At 40.8% G+C, this 16,694-nt stretch carries 17 protein-coding genes, 1 pseudogene and 1 riboswitch; of the genes and pseudogenes, 3 read left to right on the top strand and 15 right to left on the bottom strand.

The genetic code is table 11. The annotated features are described in order from the left end of the window. Window positions 1–531: 531 nt before the first annotated feature. Together D0463_RS08645 and D0463_RS08640 are read right to left on the bottom strand one after the other, a co-directional pair. Complete coding sequence (locus D0463_RS08645; protein WP_117307005.1) at window positions 532–1,170, bottom strand: response regulator; 639 nt, start codon at window positions 1,168–1,170, stop codon at window positions 532–534. Between the two features lie 15 nt (window positions 1,171–1,185). Next, complete coding sequence (locus D0463_RS08640; protein WP_117307004.1) at window positions 1,186–2,304, bottom strand: GAF domain-containing sensor histidine kinase; 1,119 nt, start codon at window positions 2,302–2,304, stop codon at window positions 1,186–1,188. A gap of 505 nt (window positions 2,305–2,809) precedes the next feature. Between D0463_RS08640 and D0463_RS08635 the strand changes: the two genes are divergently transcribed. Further along, window positions 2,810–3,982: a chromate transporter gene (locus D0463_RS08635; protein ID WP_117307003.1), complete on the top strand. Its 1,173-nt coding sequence runs from the start codon at window positions 2,810–2,812 to the stop codon at window positions 3,980–3,982. A 37-nt stretch (window positions 3,983–4,019) separates the two neighbouring features. Here D0463_RS08635 and D0463_RS08630 read toward each other — a convergent pair whose 3' ends face one another. From D0463_RS08630 to D0463_RS08600, 7 genes are all read right to left on the bottom strand, one after another. Continuing rightward, entirely contained in the window at window positions 4,020–4,526 is a 507-nt protein-coding gene (locus tag D0463_RS08630; protein ID WP_117307002.1) for a GNAT family N-acetyltransferase, read from the bottom strand. 46 nt (window positions 4,527–4,572) lie between these two features. Next, complete coding sequence (locus tag D0463_RS08625; protein ID WP_117307001.1) at window positions 4,573–5,049, bottom strand: VanZ family protein; 477 nt, start codon at window positions 5,047–5,049, stop codon at window positions 4,573–4,575. A gap of 174 nt (window positions 5,050–5,223) precedes the next feature. Further along, the gene (locus tag D0463_RS08620; protein WP_117307000.1) at window positions 5,224–5,949 is read right to left on the bottom strand and encodes a YqcI/YcgG family protein; all 726 of its coding nucleotides are present in this window, start codon (window positions 5,947–5,949) and stop codon (window positions 5,224–5,226) included. 670 nt (window positions 5,950–6,619) lie between these two features. Then, on the bottom strand, window positions 6,620–7,270 hold the full coding sequence (locus tag D0463_RS08615; protein WP_117306999.1) for an amino acid ABC transporter permease: 651 nt from the start codon (window positions 7,268–7,270) through the stop codon (window positions 6,620–6,622). A gap of 13 nt (window positions 7,271–7,283) precedes the next feature. Next, entirely contained in the window at window positions 7,284–7,922 is a 639-nt protein-coding gene (locus D0463_RS08610) for an amino acid ABC transporter permease (protein WP_117306998.1), read from the bottom strand. Window positions 7,923–7,987: 65 nt separating this feature from the next. Then, entirely contained in the window at window positions 7,988–8,812 is an 825-nt protein-coding gene (locus D0463_RS08605; protein WP_117306997.1) for a transporter substrate-binding domain-containing protein, read from the bottom strand. Between the two features lie 17 nt (window positions 8,813–8,829). Then, window positions 8,830–9,558: an amino acid ABC transporter ATP-binding protein gene (locus D0463_RS08600; protein WP_117306996.1), complete on the bottom strand. Its 729-nt coding sequence runs from the start codon at window positions 9,556–9,558 to the stop codon at window positions 8,830–8,832. Between the two features lie 404 nt (window positions 9,559–9,962). On the opposite strand from D0463_RS08600, the gene D0463_RS08595 reads away from it, so the two are divergent. After that, the gene (locus D0463_RS08595) at window positions 9,963–10,589 is read left to right on the top strand and encodes a nitroreductase family protein (protein WP_117306995.1); all 627 of its coding nucleotides are present in this window, start codon (window positions 9,963–9,965) and stop codon (window positions 10,587–10,589) included. 217 nt (window positions 10,590–10,806) lie between these two features. On the opposite strand, the gene D0463_RS08590 is transcribed toward D0463_RS08595, so the two are convergent. The 5 genes and pseudogenes from D0463_RS08590 to queC form a co-directional block, all read right to left on the bottom strand. Further along, window positions 10,807–11,967 (bottom strand): CaiB/BaiF CoA transferase family protein, encoded by a 1,161-nt coding sequence (locus tag D0463_RS08590; protein WP_117306994.1) that lies wholly within the window; start codon window positions 11,965–11,967, stop codon window positions 10,807–10,809. 153 nt (window positions 11,968–12,120) lie between these two features. Next, window positions 12,121–12,534: a hypothetical protein gene (locus tag D0463_RS08585; RefSeq protein WP_117306993.1), complete on the bottom strand. Its 414-nt coding sequence runs from the start codon at window positions 12,532–12,534 to the stop codon at window positions 12,121–12,123. Between the two features lie 169 nt (window positions 12,535–12,703). Next, a complete protein-coding gene (gene queE, locus D0463_RS08580) occupies window positions 12,704–13,432 on the bottom strand; it encodes a 7-carboxy-7-deazaguanine synthase QueE (RefSeq protein WP_117306992.1) in 729 nt (242 codons plus the stop codon). Beyond that, entirely contained in the window at window positions 13,425–13,901 is a 477-nt protein-coding gene (gene queD, locus D0463_RS08575; protein ID WP_117307006.1) for a 6-carboxytetrahydropterin synthase QueD, read from the bottom strand. Before queD ends, queE begins: the two co-directional genes overlap by 8 nt. Further along, window positions 13,901–14,581 (bottom strand): annotated as a pseudogene (queC, locus tag D0463_RS08570) (7-cyano-7-deazaguanine synthase QueC); the annotation flags it as partial. The gene queD and the pseudogene queC, both read right to left, overlap by 1 nt. Window positions 14,582–14,622: 41 nt before the next feature. Next, a riboswitch (PreQ1 riboswitch) is annotated at window positions 14,623–14,665 on the bottom strand. Window positions 14,666–14,965: 300 nt separating this feature from the next. Here queC and D0463_RS08565 point away from each other — a divergent pair. Continuing rightward, window positions 14,966–15,754, top strand: a complete 789-nt coding sequence (locus D0463_RS08565; protein WP_117306990.1) for a Cof-type HAD-IIB family hydrolase — start codon at window positions 14,966–14,968, stop codon at window positions 15,752–15,754. Between the two features lie 33 nt (window positions 15,755–15,787). Here D0463_RS08565 and D0463_RS08560 read toward each other — a convergent pair whose 3' ends face one another. Further along, complete coding sequence (locus D0463_RS08560) at window positions 15,788–16,510, bottom strand: CBS domain-containing protein (RefSeq protein WP_117306989.1); 723 nt, start codon at window positions 16,508–16,510, stop codon at window positions 15,788–15,790. Window positions 16,511–16,694 lie beyond the last annotated feature (184 nt).

Here is a 16,694-nt window from a genome sequence, read left to right as displayed (position 1 = left end):
GTTATGCAAATTTATGAGCCATTATCCGAATATATGAGCGGTTATGCAAATTTATGAGCGATTATCCGAATATATGAGCGGTTATCCAAATTTATGAGCCGTTATCCGAATATATGAGCGCTTATCCAAATTTATGAGCGATTATCCGAATATATGAGCGATTGTTCAAATTTATGAGCGATTATCCGAATATATGAGCGGTTATCCAAATTTATGAGCCATTATCCGAATATATGAGCCATTAACCGAATATATGAGCGGTTATGCAAATTTATGAGCCATTATCGCAATATATGAGCGGTTGCCTAGTGATAGAAAAACTCGACAAATAATTAAAAAGACGTTTGCCAACACTATTAAAAATGAATGAACGGAGTGAAATTCCATGAATGATGTGTTGGTTGAAACTATTCTTCAAACAGTGCTTGTGGTTGGTTGGATTGGTATGTTTATCATACTGGGCTTTATTAGACTGGAAAAATAACTTCTCCTCTTGACACTAGCATAGCTTTAAAAGACCTGCCAAACTGGTTAGCAATCAAGTCCGTTCCGTACCGCATACAAAGCGGCCTGAGTTCGGTCCTGTAAATTCAATTTCGAGAGGATATTAGAAACATGGGTTTTTACCGTTTTTTCAGTAATGAACAAGGCTGAAGCAATTTCTTTGTTGCTCCTTCCTTTGGCGATTTCATTTAATACCTCTTTTTCGCGATTGGTCAGCTCATCGACATATGAGTCCTTATTATGTTTTCCTTGCAAGTGAGACAAAAGCTGGGATGTTATTTTTGGATCCAGTTCGTTTTTGCCGTCGATCATCTTATGTATTCCTTCTACAAGTTTGTCAGGATCACTGTCCTTCAGCTGGTAGCCGCTTGCCCCTGCCTCTAACGCCGGAAGTACATGATTCTTGTCGGAGAAGCTTGTGAGGATCATTATTTTTGCGGCTGGATTTTCTCCAAGAATTTTTCGAGTGGCCTCTACCCCATCCATGACAGGCATGGATAAATCCATCAAAATGATATCAGGGTTCAACTCCCTTGCCTTTTCGACTGCGATCAATCCGTTTTCCGCTTCACCGATTACCTCAATCCCTGTTTGTGTTTGTAGAAAAAGAACTAAACCTTTTCTGACGATATGATGGTCATCTGCAATTAAAATTCTGATTGTCATGAAAGCTACTACCTCCTAAAAGGGAATCGAAACAGAGATGACTGTTCCTTTCCCTTGGCTTGTTAATAATCTGAATTGTCCATTTAGGGCTTCAGCTCGGTCTTTCATATTCCTCAAGCCCATCGAAGGCAGGTCAACCTGGGCGTCGTAAGAAAAACCGCAGCCTCTATCCTCGATGACCATTTCAACAAGATTGGGCTTAAATGTGAAGTCAAAAGAGATTTCACGCATGCCGGAATGCTTATGGCAGTTATTTATTGCTTCCTGCCCAATCCGCCAAAGCGTTTCCTCAATTTGTGCTGGCAATACTACGACCCCGTTTGCTGTGCTGGCCATATGCAAACCTAACATTTCACTGTAACCGGCCAAAGCACTTATGATTCCTTTCTCAAGCCCTTTCGGCCGCAGTTGCCAAATGAGCGCTTTCATTTCTGCCTGAGCATGTCGGGTTATGCTTTGGATATTTTTGAAGATTTCACTGTTCTTTTCTTTATCTCCTGCGACAGTACCGGTTTTTGCCATCAGAATGATGGAATACAATAGTTGGCTGACTGAATCATGCAAATCCTGGGCCAGTCTATTCCGCTCTTCTAATAACGCAATTTCTTTTGCTTGTTCAGTTAATCGTATCCGTTTGATCGTATTGCCGATTTGGAAGGCAATAGCCTCTAACAAAGCCAGTTCTTCACCTTGAAAACGGCCTTTTCCTGCAGAAGCGACATTCAGGATTCCAAAGCGTTCATTCCCGGACCGCAAAGGCACTGTGGCATGATGAGTAAGCCCTCTTGTTTCTCCCCACTTATGCTTGATGGCCTCCTCCAGACGTTTGCATTCAATAATATTTGTAGCCTTTTGAAGCCGTCCGTCCTCATATTGTTTCACACACCAGCAATCATTTCCGCACATCGGCTGTTCTGTTTCATTCAGAAGCGCGGGGGGCAGATTTCTCGAGGTGATCATCCTGACTTCATCTTTTTCGTCAAAAAGAAAAAGCCATCCCGTTTCGAAGCCGGTGACTTCCAGAAGCTTGGCTAAAACATCGTTCAGAACCAACGTCAAATCGGTCCCTTCATTCAATGTCTCCGCTATTCCTTTTAATATCGTCAATTCGGATAAATGGTCCTGTTCATGCATTGTATTCACCTAAGCTTTTCGTTTCGATGCTTTTATTTTACTACTTAATAAGAATATAAGAAATAAAAAAAGCCAGGGGCTTTATCCCGGCTTCGTTACCAATCCAACGTATTATCGAGGAGTTGATCAATATCCACTTTGCTATACTCTAAAGAATAATCGTCAGCAATTTCGGCTGTAGCTTCCAATAATTGATCAATATCAATATTCAACATGCAAAAACCCTCCCTAAATTACTGGTTATATGTAATCATTCTAAATTACCCTTTTTCCTTGCTTGCTAAACCTTTCGTTCTATGAATAAATAAATATGCGGGTATAAAGTTCGTTTTAATATATGTAATTTCATTGTTATGAACCAGTAATATTGGAGTATATCTGTAATGAAAAAAGCATAATTTCCCATGTTAATGATTTGTAAACTTTTTTTAATCTTTTACCCTTCACCTCGCTTTTCTGCTACAGTTTAAATGAATTCATATTAAAATCTTGGGAGAATACATACATGAAAGTAAAAAAATTAATAGAGATCTTTTTCGTTTCTTTAAAACTGGGATTCACTTCGTTTGGTGGTCCAATCGCACACTTGGGTTATTTTCATGAAGAATATATTAAACGAAGAAGATGGCTGGATGAAAAGACATATGCGGACCTGGTAGCTCTGTGCCAGTTTCTTCCCGGTCCTGCCAGCAGCCAGGTCGGCATTGGCATAGGTACAATACGTGGAGGCATGCTCGGTGGCTTGATTTCTTTTATCGGATTCACGCTACCTTCCATGCTTGCTCTGATGATCTTCGCGTTATTCATTGATCGTTTCGCATTTAACGAGAGTGGTTTTATTCATGGCTTAAAGCTTGTGGCCGTTGCGATTGTAGCCCATGCGATAGTGGGAATGTCGAAAACACTGACACCTGATGCCCCAAGAAAATCGATTGCCTTATTTGTCATGATTGGTATTTTGATATGGCCATCGACTATAACTCAGATTGTTTTCATTATCTTGGCCGGCATAACCGGGTTTTTGCTTTATAGAAATCAAGACAATACTGCTGAAACGGAGTTAAAGTGTCCAGTCTCATATAAAGCCGGAGCTATTTGTCTATCCATTTTTGTTATTTTATTGATTACACTTCCGATTGTCCGTGCTTTTTTCGATATCCGGTGGCTCGCCATGTTTGATAGTTTTTATAGAGCCGGTTCGCTCGTATTTGGAGGCGGTCATGTTGTGCTTCCGTTATTGGAAGGCGAATTTGTCGCGGAAGGTTTGTTAACCGAAGATGCGTTTTTGACAGGCTATGGAGCTGCTCAAGCAGTTCCTGGTCCTTTGTTTACATTTGCCTCTTATATTGGCACAGTGATCGGCGGCTGGTCTAGTGGCTTGCTTGCGACAGTGGCGATTTTTCTGCCAGCATATCTGCTGGTTATCGGCACCTTGCCATTTTGGAACAGCATCCGCCGCAATCCTAGTATCAACGGTGCACTTATGGGCGTCAACGCTGGAGTTGTTGGTCTTTTACTAGCTGCTTTCTATCATCCTATATGGACCAGTTCGATAGTTAAACCACAGGATTTTGCTTTATCAGCGCTTTTATTTTCAATGCTTGCCTTTTGGAAAGTCCCTGCATGGCTTGTTGTCGTTGCCGGGGCAATCGGCGGCTGGCTCATTTCGTTTTATTAGATTATATAAGATCCGGCTTTTAGCCGGATTTCATCTCTTAAAGAACCCTGCGATATCGCAGCGAAGTATAATCTTCACCTTCGCTATTACCGTATGAACTTTTCTCGGAATCTTTGACAAAACCACGAGCCTCATAAAATGGGATGCCCTTATCATTCCCTTTGCTAACGGAAACCCATTGCTCGTTCGCACCCTGTCTAATTTGTTCCTCTGTGATAGTGGCTAATAATTTCGTGCCGATGCCTTCGTTCCTTCTTTGCGGGTCTAGGTAGAGCACAAACACTTCACCTGTTGCCGGTCCAGTCATTCCTCCGCCCCCTGCCCCTACTACGATTCCTTCTTCCAAAGCAACAAACCAGCCATTCCACCCAGGCTGCCGCTCGAAGATTTCCTTCAAAATCCGCTCGTGATTATAAAATTCGGATATGATTCTTTCAATATATTCTTGGGTATGGGTTTCCTGATAGGTAGCTCGGTAACCATCGGAGCAAACCTTTGCTATTCCTTCTACATGCTCGGGTTCAGCTTTTTGAATGGTAATCATCAACACTCCACCTCATCAATCATTTTATAGAATATTACCTATACACTCATTTCGATGGATTGAATACTCTTTGTTTCGCGTGAAAAATTAGCTTGGCCACCCAAAAACCGGCCATTCCCCCAATTGTATTGAGGATGATATCATCGACATCAAAACCGCCAATTTGATAATAATACTGAACGCACTCCACAGAAAGCGAGACAGTGAATGTGAGAAAAATAATTTTTAATACCGTGAATTCCCGATTAAGTAACAAGGGAATAAAGAATCCGAGCGGCATGAATGCCAATACGTTCCCTGCAAGATTATTGAACAGAATTCCGGGATTAAACTGGGAGGAATGAGAAATATACATCATAATCGTTTTAAAAGGTACTAGATTATAATCTTGTACAGTTACTGATTGCCGGTAAAAACCAAAAAATAATAAGTAAATTAATAGTAGAAGATAGATCGAAAATAAAAGATAGGAAGATGCCATTAAAACCATTTTCAATTTATTATTTTTGAGACTGTGAATCACTTTACCTTTCACCTGCTTACGTCAATAAATACACTTCTAATCCTTATCATACATGAAAGAGACCAAACAAAAAATAAGATATTTTAACAGCCGCTCTGTTTAATATTCTGTTGGTAATGTAAATCTTTGATCCAAATAACCGCTTTAATGCTGGTTCTCCCATTTTGCCCAGCGCTACTTTTTCCGTGAAAATGGACAGGAACCGAGTGAGGTTGCATCATCTCTCAGAAAGTATTGTTTCCATTCGAAGTTATTAGCTGAACCGTAAGTGTTTAAACTGCTATGAGGCGGGATGGAATCATATTCTATTAATCTGGCTTTAATATTATCTCTGATTTTATTGGCATATTTACTATTATGATCAAAATTAGTGAGAGCCCATCTTGGTGTGATGGCTAGCATAAAACAGGGAAAATGCCTGCTTTTCCTGTTCACATGAGCAGGTGTTGCACAATATATGAAATATCGCTCACCATGAAAGCAATATTCCCATAAGGAATTTTCAGGATCCAAAGGAATGGGAACCACCCATTCCTTTTCATCGATGGCAGCCATTTGGTTTAAAAGCTTCCAGAATAATTCTTCAAAATAATCAACAGAGCCATCCTCTACCATTTCGTCAGGAGTATCTAAAAAGACGATCAACGATGTATAATTGCCGAATTCCCTTGATTGTATCGTAAATTCTTTTAATAGGGCGGCCACTTCCGCTGATGTCGTTTCTTCACCCGGTTTTCCGGCAAAGCCATAGCGTAACTGATTAAGGGCAAAACCCTGCGTTGCCGGAATACAGGGAAACATTTTAGTTGAATCACTCATTTTTTCAGAGAATGAATCAAGGGCAGCCAGCTGCCAAGATGATAATGCACTTTGGTTATTATATTTATTAAAGATTTTCATTCGAGATCTCCCTACCTTCCTCTATAAGCATATGCACTGATAGGCTTGGGAGGTGAACCATTTTAGGCAGGAGCGTAAATGATCAGTAACGGATTCCAATTATTTTTGATTTCAGGTAAAAATGGTTTGTTACCTATTCGCGCTTTTTTAGCTTCGGCATCAGAATTTCATTAAGCCTCTATCCAGTTTACATAAGATTATTATATTGCTCCCTAGGTTTAGAAACAAAAGGATCGATCACCTTAAGCAACTCCTTCTTTGCTTCTCCCCAGCCGAGCCCTCCATCATCCCTTTCTAATTTGCCTACAGATATTAATGGAATTCAGAAAGCAAAAAAGGCCTTCCATCCCTATAAAAAGGACGGAAGACCCATGCTGCCACCTGCATTCGTTTATGAAAACATAACGAACTTCAAAAAACGTACAGAAACCTCTTGGCTTTCAATACGATGACTCTTGTGACGGTAAGACTCTCCGCCGGGACTTACTAAAAGTCAGTCCCAAAAGCCCATTCAACAAAAGAACCATGCTGATTTACACCATCCATCAGCTCTCTGACATGTTTCTTATGTTTACTACTTTCCATCATCGCTTAATTATTGTTACTAATTTTTAATAATGAGGTATTTATCACAAAAGAAGACCTGACTCAGGTTCGAGTCAGATCTTTGTTATGCTCTCTTAACTTCCAATCTTCGGGCAATCTGGGATAGTGCGAAATTCACGACAAAGTACATGATCGCCACAATGACAAAAATCGGAATGATATAAGAATCTTTCTGGGCATAAATAACCTGGCCATGATGCATAAGTTCCGGCAATGCTATTACAACAGCCAATGAAGTATCCTTCAGTAAGGAGATAAACTGGCTGACGATTGGCGGTACCATTCTTCTTAGGGCCTGTGGCATAATGATATGCTGGAGCGTTTGTATATAAGAAAGTCCGGATGACCGCGCTGCTTCCATCTGCCCTTTCTCGACGGAATTCAATCCGCTTCGGATGACTTCCGATAACATCGCAGATTCGAATACCGTTAATGCGGCAATGGCGGCATAGGTGACTTCCAATTTAATGCCGATTTCCGGAAGAGCAAAATATGTAAAGAATATGATCAATAACAACGGCAGGTTACGAATCGTCTCCACAACGACTGCGAGAATCTGTGAAACTACCGGGATATTCGCATAACGCAACGTACCAATTGCCCCTCCGATTATGAAACTTAAAATGATTGAAATGAATGCCACCTTAAGCGTAACCCAGAAGCCTTCAAGCAAAAATGTTAAATGGTCGGGAGAATAAGCACCAATGAAATCCATCGTGGCACCTCCTTCAATTACTCTTAGCCAGGCGTTTTTCCAAGTAACCAACGCCAAGGCTTAATGGTATGGTAAGAATCAGATAAAATAAGGCAACGAAAATATATACGTCAAAGACTACAAACGTTCGGGACGAAATCAAATCGCCCTGGTACATTAAATCCAGTCCGGCGACGATTCCTAATATAGAAGAGTTTTTAACGAGATTAATAAATTGGTTGCCAAGTGGTGGAATAACTATTTTGATAGCTTGAGGCAAGATGATGAGCCGCATTGTTTGTCCATAAGATAATCCTGATGAACGGGCAGCTTCCATCTGCCCTTTAGGTACCGCAAGTATTCCCGCACGGATTGCTTCCGCAATGAATGAAGAGGTGTAAATCGTCAATCCAACCGTCCCTGCAGTCAATCCAGAGAAACCTAGACCAAAGAAAAAGAAAAATACAATGATCAACAGCGGAATATTTCGGATAAACTCTACATACATCGTACCGAGCCAGTTTAGAGGCTTAAATGGCGCTATGCGAAAAACAGCAATTAGGGTTCCAAGCAGAAAGCTCGCCACAAGGGCGATCAGACTGGCAGTGACTGTAATTTTAAAACCTTCTAAGTATTGATCTAAATTTCCAGTGAGAATTGTAAAATCAAGCAATGTGTTATCGCCTCCTAATTAATCAGGATGAGCGATGCGCCCATCCTGATTAATAAAGATAATATTTATTGTTTTTTAATCCATTTATTTTGGATTTCTTCGTATTTACCTGAATCTTTAATGGATTTCAAAGCATCGTTAATTGCATCAACCAACTCTGTGTTCCCTTTTTTCACGGCAATTCCGTACGGCTCTTCAGTGAAAGTACCCCCCACAAGTTCATAAGACGGATCTTCCTCGGCCATACCATAAAGGATTGCATCGTCTGTAGTTAACGCATCACCTTTTTTAGTTTTCAATGCAGTAAACGCTTCTGCATAGTTTTCGAATTCCAATACTTCTGCTTCAGGAGCTTTTTCACGAATATTGATGGCAGATGTGGAACCTTTAACGGCTAAAACCTTTGTTCCTTTTTTCAAATCTTCAATTCCTTTGATTTTGCTGCCCTTTTTTACAAGAAGAGACTGCCCTGCTTCAAAGTAAACATCGGTGAAGTCTACTTCTTTCTTACGTTCTTCCGAAATCGTCATTGTAGCCACAATCGCATCGATATCTCCATTGTTGAGGAGTGGAATTCTTGTTTTGGACGTTACTTCCTTGAACTCAACTTTGCTTTCATCCCCTAGGATTTCCTTCGCAATTTCTTTTGCGATATCAATATCAAATCCTTCGACTTCACCAGTGCTCGGGTTTTTCAATCCGAACAATCGAGTATCGTGTTTTACACCGATAACGATTTTGTCGCGATCCTTAATCTGTGCTAGAGCATCCTTTTCTTCATTGCCCCCACCGCTTGTAGCTTCATCATCTCCGCCGCCACAGGCAGCCAAAATCAAGACAGCCATCAGCGAAATAAGTGCCAGTTTAAAAAAGTTCTTTTTCTTCAAGATACATTACCCCCTGTTGTTTAATGGTTTAAAATACGGCTGAGAAATAGCTTTGCCCGCTCTTCACGGGGATTGGCATAAAATTCAGCCGGTGTTGCTTCCTCCAGGATTCTACCTTCATCAATGAAGACAATCCGGTCTGCGACTTCTCTGGCAAAGCCCATTTCATGAGTGACAACCACCATGGTCATCCCTTCTTTAGCCAAAGCCTTCATAACATCAAGCACTTCGCCGATCATTTCAGGATCAAGCGCAGATGTTGGTTCATCAAACAGCATAACTTCCGGGTTCATCGCAAGCCCCCGGGCAATCGCAACACGCTGCTGCTGACCACCGGAAAGCTGGGATGGATAGGCATCCGCCTTTTCAGCAATCCCAACTTTCTCAAGATAAAACCTGGCTGTTTCTTTCGCTTCCTTATCCGATTTTCCGAGAACTTTCATAGGTGCAAGCGTGATGTTCTCCAGCACCGTTTTGTGCGGGTACAGATGAAAATGCTGAAACACCATCCCGATATTTTGTCTTAGCTTATTGATATCCGCCTTTTTATCTGCAACTGAGATATCATTAACGGTTAATACACCATTCGTGATTGTTTCAAGATGATTGATGCAGCGAAGCATTGTACTTTTTCCGGAACCAGAAGGCCCGATGATTACGACAACCTCGCCTTTTTTGATCGAAAGATTAATGTCTTTCAATACTTGAAAATCACCATAGTATTTATTTACTTCCTTAAATTCGATCAAATTTTACCCTCCATTCCGCTGGTATATATGTAAAAATTAAGTAGTTCAGAGCAATTTCAAGCTTATGAAAATTCTGAACCTATTGTGGATATAATAGAATTATATTCTGAGAGACAGAATAAAGTCAATCTATGTCTATGAGATTGGTCACTTTATTATTCAATAATACTATTTTTATATTTTGTCTCTTTCCAAATAAAACCTCGTATATATTGAAGATGTATGTCTCTTTTTTTTATTTATGATGATTTTTAGATAATGAAATATTTTGGAAAAACAAGATGGCTGATTTTATAACCAGGGCTATTCAAGCATTCTGTTTGACTTAAAGCACATACTAATAGTAAGCTCATTACCCTGCTTACTTTTAGTAAGTGAAATTAAAATATGGAGGATTTTCAACCATGTCTTTAACCGATACAAGTTTGTCAAACGTTATCAGAGAACGTCATTCTGTTAGGAAATATGATCCAAATCATAAAATTGCAAGGGAAGAAATTGAAGAAATGCTCGAGGAAGCAACGCTTGCACCTTCATCAAGCAATCTTCAGCCTTGGAGATTCATCGTTTTTCAAGATGAGCATGCTAAAAAAGAATTAAGAGAACTTGCAAACAATCAGGAACAGATCGAAACTGCGTCTGCAATCATTGCGGTTTTGGGCGATACTGAAATGTATAAAAGTGTTGAAAAAATCTACCGGGCAAATTACGAAGCGGGCTATATGGATGAAGAAAACATGCGCCGCCTGATCGACAGCACGAATAGTACGTACCCGCATGCTCCTGTTGAGACAAGGAAAAATATCGCATCGTTTGATGCCGGACTCGTTGCGATGCAGCTTATGCTGATCGCTAAGGCAAGAGGCTATGACACTGTACCGATGGGCGGCTTTGATAAAGAAAGGTTCGCTGAAAGATTTGACGTTTCCGACCGCTATATCCCTATCGTATTAATCGCGTTAGGAAAGGCAGCCGGTCCTGCTTTCCAATCGAGCCGTCTCCCTGTAGAGGATGTAGTTCGGTATATCTAGTATTAAGCTTAGGGATCCTGTCATATACGTGGCAGGATCCATTTTTCATGTTGTTTAGAAAAGGGCGGAACTGTTTATATGAAAGTAATTAAATATTCGGGTTCGCTACAAAAAAGAAATTTCGGCTACAAAAGTCTGTATTCCAGCTACAAAATGATATAAATTCGCTACAAAACCAAAATTTCGGCTACAAAAACACAATTTCCAGAATGACACCTTATGAAATAACGCCGCTCCGCCGTAATGCTTCTTTTTCTTCAGAATTCCTTCCAAGCTTTTCTAATATCTTGTCCGTGTGCTCCCCTAAATCCGAACCGATATGAGAATAAACCGGTTTAAAAGCAGTTGATTTAACGGGATTGGCGATTTGCCTTTGACTATTTCCGTTCTTATCAGGAACTTCCGTTATCATCTCTCTTGCTTGGATCTGCGGGTGATTGCATGCTTCTCCAAAATCTAAGACCGGTTCTACACATGCGTCAATACTCGCGAAGATACTATTCCATTCAGTAAACGTTCTTTGGAGAAATACTTCTTTAAGCGTCTTTTTAAAGTCCGAATCCGTGCCATGAACCAATTCAGGACGGCCGATTGCTTCGCACAGTGCAATAAGAAACTTCGGCTCCAGACTGCCTACGGAAAAATAACGTCCATCACTCGTTTGGTAGAAATCATAGTAGGTTCCTCCATTTAATAGCATGCTTTCTCTTTCGGGATGGGCTTCGTCAGTTGCGACAAAACCCGCGCCTAACATCGTATTCATCGCAAAACAACTGTCCGTCATTGAAATGTCAACCCACTGCCCTTCTCCCGTCCGCTCTCTATAGATGACCGCGGATAAAATACCGATAATGGCATGCAGTGAACCTCCTGCAATATCGGCAACCTGGGTGCCCAGCAATGAAGGACCCGTATCCTGCCTGCCGGAATAACCCATAATTCCGGATACTGACAAATAATTGATATCATGTCCAGGCCTATTGCGAAAAGGGCCTGATTGACCATAGCCGGTCAATGAACAAAAAATAATTCCAGGATTGGCTTCCTTCAACGATTCATACCCTATCCCAAGCCTTTCCATCACGCCAGGGCGGAATTGTTCTAAAATTATGTCATGGTCCATCACTAATTCTTTTACAATTTCAATAGCTTCTGCCTTTTTTAAATCAAGAGCGATGGATTGCTTCGACCGGTTCAAGTTGGAATGGGCGGCCGATACCCCGTTTACAAGAGGAGGAAAGCTTCTCGTATCATCTGCCCTGACATGTGATTCCACCCGAAGCACTTCTGCCCCTAAATCAGCGAGCATCATTGTGGCATATGGACCCGGCAGCAAGGTTGAAAAATCCAATACTTTTAATCCATGCAATAGAGTCATTGCTTAACCTCCTACTTTCCTGTTTTTATTTATTTTACCAGAATCAACTTGAACTCTGAATTTTCAAATAATGGTTTGCGTAAAAAAAACACATTCATCTCGTTTTGATAAATGTGTTTTCATTCAACAGATAACTCTCTACTTATGGATTGCTTACGGGTTTATTTTCGCTTCGTCAAATGGGGCGAAGAAAATGCCCTTCGGTGCGAGCATATCTGTTTCGGAAAAGACCTTTTCCCCATTCACTTGATAAAACCCCGATGGAAAATAATCGAAGAGTCCTGATGTTTGAAAAAGTTCGACGTAGCATTCATGCAGGTCTTCCATCAGCCCCATAAATTTGTCATGGTCCATAATTTCCCCGAATTCATCGAGTTCAAAATTTTCCTTAATGGCTTCCTGAAATTCCTCATGATTAGTAGTAGCTATATATAAATCAACGTCTCCGCATTCCATACAGAGCATCATTCTTTCTTCTTTCACTTCTTCATAGGCAGACCGTACGATTTCTTTTAATATGTCTTCGATTTGTTGTTGATTCACTAATGTTATCTTGGATGTAAGCATTGTATCTCCTCCCAGGATATACTGGTAGTTAAAGCAGTACGTGATGTGTGTATAACATTATTGTATAACTTCCAGTGGAAAAAGTCTTGAAAGAAGCTTTAAGTGTTTTCCGGGTGTTTGAATGCTCCTAAAAATTCACATGACAATCGAGAACATCGAATGACGTTTACTATACTCCCCTTTTGTTGCCCCAAATATAAGTGTGCAGTTGAGGTAGTACCTTCACATCTGTCAGTTTCTCGTCAGCGATTACTTTCTCGATAAGTTCCTCATACTTATGCAAAAGCCGACCCACCAGCTCCTGATCGTTCGATGTCGTGATATCATCATTCCCGACCTGTAAATAGAAAGGAATACCTGGATAGCGGTGATACACTTCTTTAGCATACTCATAATCCTGATCATCGAAAACGACAATTTTCAAACTTACTGAATGGCCGGGATCCCTGTATTCCAGCTTTTTTAGGATCGTGTCCAGCATGATAAAATCCGTCTTCATATGCGAGCTTGGCGGCTTTGGAGAGATTGTCAGCTCACTGATTTTCAGAAACCAGTCCTGCCACTTGCTACCTTGGGTCTCCAAACAAATTTTTATGTCATTTTCTTGGAGGATATCGATAAAACCGTCTAGATTTTTTAAAAGTGCGGGATTCCCCCCGGAGATTGTCACGAAGGAAAATCCATTTCCTCCGAGCTTTTTGAGTTCTGACCATATCTCTTCCGGTTCCATTTGGATGATATCTTGTTTTCCGGTACCATCCCAAGTAAAGGAAGAATCGCACCATGCACAGGAGTAGTCACAGCCCGCTGTTCGGACAAACATCGTCTTTTGACCGATTACCATTCCTTCTCCTTGTATCGTCGGGCCGAAGATTTCCATGATTGGCAGCTTACTCATCCTCCATCCACTCCCGTCTTGCTTCCGCATAGCTTGTCGGAGTTTCAAACAGCCTTACAAATTCCACTCTTGCCCCGTCATAATTACCGCTCCTGTTGGCCAGTGCCCCTGACATTTTTTCATAAATCCAGGCGACCATGTTTTCAGCAGTCGTATTCATCGACGGCAAAGTTTCATTCAAATATTTATGATCAAGGAATATTTCAATCTCATTTTTCCAAATCTCTTTGATATCCCCGAAATCCATCATTAGACCGCGCTCATCGACAAAGCCGCTGATCCCGAAAATAACCCGGTATGTATGGCCATGGAGATTTTTGCATTTCCCTTCGTAACAGTGAAGGTGGTGCGCCGCATCAAAAGTGAATTCCTTGCTGACAAGGACCCGTTTTGAATGGTATCTCAATTGAGTACGATTGATATCTTCATCTATTTTTTGGAGTTTGTCGACAATTCTAAAGCCATACATCATCTTAATAACTCCTTTCGCTTAATCATGTATTCATTAAGTCCATTTTTTCGCAGCCTGCAAGCGGGGCATTTACCGCAGCCATCAGCAATAATCCCGTTATAGCACGTCAGCGTTTTCTCCCGGATAAAATCAAAAGCACCAAGATGATCTGCTAAGCCCCATGTTTCTGCTTTATCAAGCCACATAAGTGGCGTGTGAATGACAAAAGGGTAATCCATCGATAAATTCAGCGTGACATTCAACGATTTGATAAAAATGTCACGGCAATCGGGATAGCCGCTGAAATCTGTTTCACAGACACCTGTTATTAGATGTTTTGCGTTTATTTGCCGTGCCAGCACTCCAGCGAATGAAAGAAATAATAAATTGCGGCCGGGAACGAATGTGGACGGAAGCACGCCTTCTGCCCCATCTTTCACTTCTATCTCCGTTCTGGTCAACGCATTGGGAGCCAATTGATTTAATAAGGACATGTCCAGGATATGGTGTTTAATCCCAAGCTCCTCAGTAATATTTTTCGCGCATTCGATTTCAAGACTGTGTCTTTGATCATAGTCAAAGGTCACCGCCTCGACTTCTGCAAACCGCTCTTTAGCCCAAAACAAACAGGTTGTACTATCCTGGCCTCCGCTAAAGACAACGACAGCTTTTTCAGTTTTCATGCTTCTTGTAACATCCTTTCCAACAAAAAAACAGCACCACTAAGAAAGCAGTCCTGTTTTCCTTAGTTTTTTTGAGAGGGTAGCTAGAACCTCTACCGAATAATCGGGTTTTTATTCAGCTATGTTTCACTGTAGTTATAGTAGCATAATTTAAGGAAAGTGAAAATCTTATTTAAATAGTTTTGATATAAGAAACTATATTATTGGTTCATTCGTGAGAAACCCAAGGTTTCTCACGCTTTTCAGCTATACTGAAAGGTTACTCTCATCATGAACTAATAATGAATCAAAAAATCAAAAAGATAAGTTTTGGATAGCTGCATGTCTTAAATTATGGTATCGTGTTTCCAAGAAGCGGGGATTGTAATAATGAATCATGCATTTAAGAGGAGTGGCACCATGAATCCATATAAAATTTTATTTTTAGATATTGACGGTACGATTATGCGACCTGTCCATACGATTGAGGAATCCACTAAAGCAGCGATAACAGAGCTGCAACAAAAAGGGATCGAAACGGTCCTGGCCACCGGGAGGCCGATTCATGAAATAACCGAAATTGCACAACTACTACATATTGATTCATTCATCGGGTATAACGGGGCTTACGCAATTTACAAAGGAAAAGATATTTTCAAAAAACCGATGAGCCGTGAATCTGTAATATCTTTTCTTGATACAGCCAAAAAGCACCATCACGAATTAGTCCTGTACTCAAGCTCAAAAAACCATTTTACGAATATGTACAGCCCTTCCATTGAGGCATTCAAGAAACAATTTCATTTATATCAAAATGAACCATACACCCGGTCCGTGTCAGACGATATACTTGGCATGACCATCATTGCCACTAACGAAAGGGATGCAGATCTTTATTTTGGTGAAAAGGATATCAACCTTTCCCAAGTGAATGTAGAAGGTTTTCGGCATTGTTTCGATGTTATTCGTGAAAGTGTACATAAAGGAACAGGCGTCAATGCTCTGCTCCAAGAACTCCAGATACCGATCGAGGCATCCATTGCCTTCGGTGACGGGATGAACGACAAAGAGATGATTGCCGCCGTAGGAGAAGGCTTCGCCATGGGCAACAGTATGCCGGAACTATTTTCTTTCGCCAAACATAAAACGACATCCGTAATGGATTCCGGTGTATATAACGGTTTAAAATCACTGGGATTGTTAGATTGATGGTTTCTCCTGGCTGGTCAGGAGAAGCCAGATTCATTCGCTGATTTCTACTTCCAGCAGGTCCCATGATGTGAGGATCCCATTCGGGGTTTCTTTTTGAGAACCGGTTTTCGTTATGATGACCCCTTCTATTTTTTTATTTTTAGACTGGTATTCCTCAAATATATCCTCAACTTCAAAAATGCCGCAATCTTGGGATACAAAGACAATATTGTGATTTAATCTTTCGTTGAAGAGCTCTTTTACTTTCACTTTATTCAAATTCATTTTTTCATCATCAAAGTGTTCAGCGAGGTATTTTACAATTTCCGCGGACGTTAACAACCAGGCATATTCCCCGTTTTTGTTGTAGATAGGAAATCGCGTATGGGAATGCTTTTTGATTACAGCGAGTACATCCGCCAGCCTGTCCTCTTCATGAAAGTAATCGACCGGCTTGGTTGAGACCGACAGTGCGGACTCGGGCTTTTCGAATTCTTCTGCCATTCTTTCAATTTTCTCGATAATGTCCAAGTGGGGCTCAGCAATATAATAGTCTTGATCTATCTTTTCATGTACGAGTGCGTTCCGCAATTTGGCAAACTGGAAAAGGTCTTTTTCGTAGTAGCGGATGAATGCATGATTTTTCCCTTTGTACACCAAATCAGTAAATTTATCGGTTTTTGCATGTTTGACTGTCTTCATTAGTGCTTTATGAATTCGATTAAATGCTGTTTCGAACCGTTCGGACTGTCTGATTTCTGTATTTGTGCCCATAATAATCTCTCCCTGGTCATGTAAATTCGATTTCCCCTTTTTATTCCCCTCTTTTCATTTTTTCTAACCTTCGGCTCCCAAATGAAATTTAATGGCAGAAAACTTCAATTTTAAAATAGATTTTAGGAACGTTCCAAAGTAAACGTTTAAAAGCCTGTTGATCAACGTTCCAGGCGCGAAGACT

Source organism: Bacillus sp. V59.32b, from assembly GCF_003429085.1.
Taxonomy (GTDB): domain Bacteria; phylum Bacillota; class Bacilli; order Bacillales; family DSM-1321; genus Peribacillus.
Note: the sequence above shows the minus strand (reverse complement) of the source record. Positions and strands in the feature narration are given on the sequence as shown.

Excerpts from the sequence above, each read along its gene's own strand:
- D0463_RS08645 (WP_117307005.1), bottom strand. The coding sequence starts at position 1,170 with ATGACAATCAGAATTTTAATTGCAGATGACCATCATATCGTCAGAAAA.
- D0463_RS08640 (WP_117307004.1), bottom strand. The coding sequence starts at position 2,304 with ATGCATGAACAGGACCATTTATCCGAATTGACGATATTAAAAGGAATA.
- D0463_RS08635 (WP_117307003.1), top strand. The coding sequence starts at position 2,810 with ATGAAAGTAAAAAAATTAATAGAGATCTTTTTCGTTTCTTTAAAACTG.
- D0463_RS08630 (WP_117307002.1), bottom strand. The coding sequence starts at position 4,526 with ATGATTACCATTCAAAAAGCTGAACCCGAGCATGTAGAAGGAATAGCA.
- D0463_RS08620 (WP_117307000.1), bottom strand. The coding sequence starts at position 5,949 with ATGAAAATCTTTAATAAATATAATAACCAAAGTGCATTATCATCTTGG.
- D0463_RS08615 (WP_117306999.1), bottom strand. The coding sequence starts at position 7,270 with ATGGATTTCATTGGTGCTTATTCTCCCGACCATTTAACATTTTTGCTT.
- D0463_RS08595 (WP_117306995.1), top strand. The coding sequence starts at position 9,963 with ATGTCTTTAACCGATACAAGTTTGTCAAACGTTATCAGAGAACGTCAT.
- D0463_RS08590 (WP_117306994.1), bottom strand. The coding sequence starts at position 11,967 with ATGACTCTATTGCATGGATTAAAAGTATTGGATTTTTCAACCTTGCTG.
- D0463_RS08585 (WP_117306993.1), bottom strand. The coding sequence starts at position 12,534 with ATGCTTACATCCAAGATAACATTAGTGAATCAACAACAAATCGAAGAC.
- queE (WP_117306992.1), bottom strand. The coding sequence starts at position 13,432 with ATGAGTAAGCTGCCAATCATGGAAATCTTCGGCCCGACGATACAAGGA.
- queD (WP_117307006.1), bottom strand. The coding sequence starts at position 13,901 with ATGTATGGCTTTAGAATTGTCGACAAACTCCAAAAAATAGATGAAGAT.
- D0463_RS08565 (WP_117306990.1), top strand. The coding sequence starts at position 14,966 with ATGAATCCATATAAAATTTTATTTTTAGATATTGACGGTACGATTATG.
- D0463_RS08560 (WP_117306989.1), bottom strand. The coding sequence starts at position 16,510 with ATGGGCACAAATACAGAAATCAGACAGTCCGAACGGTTCGAAACAGCA.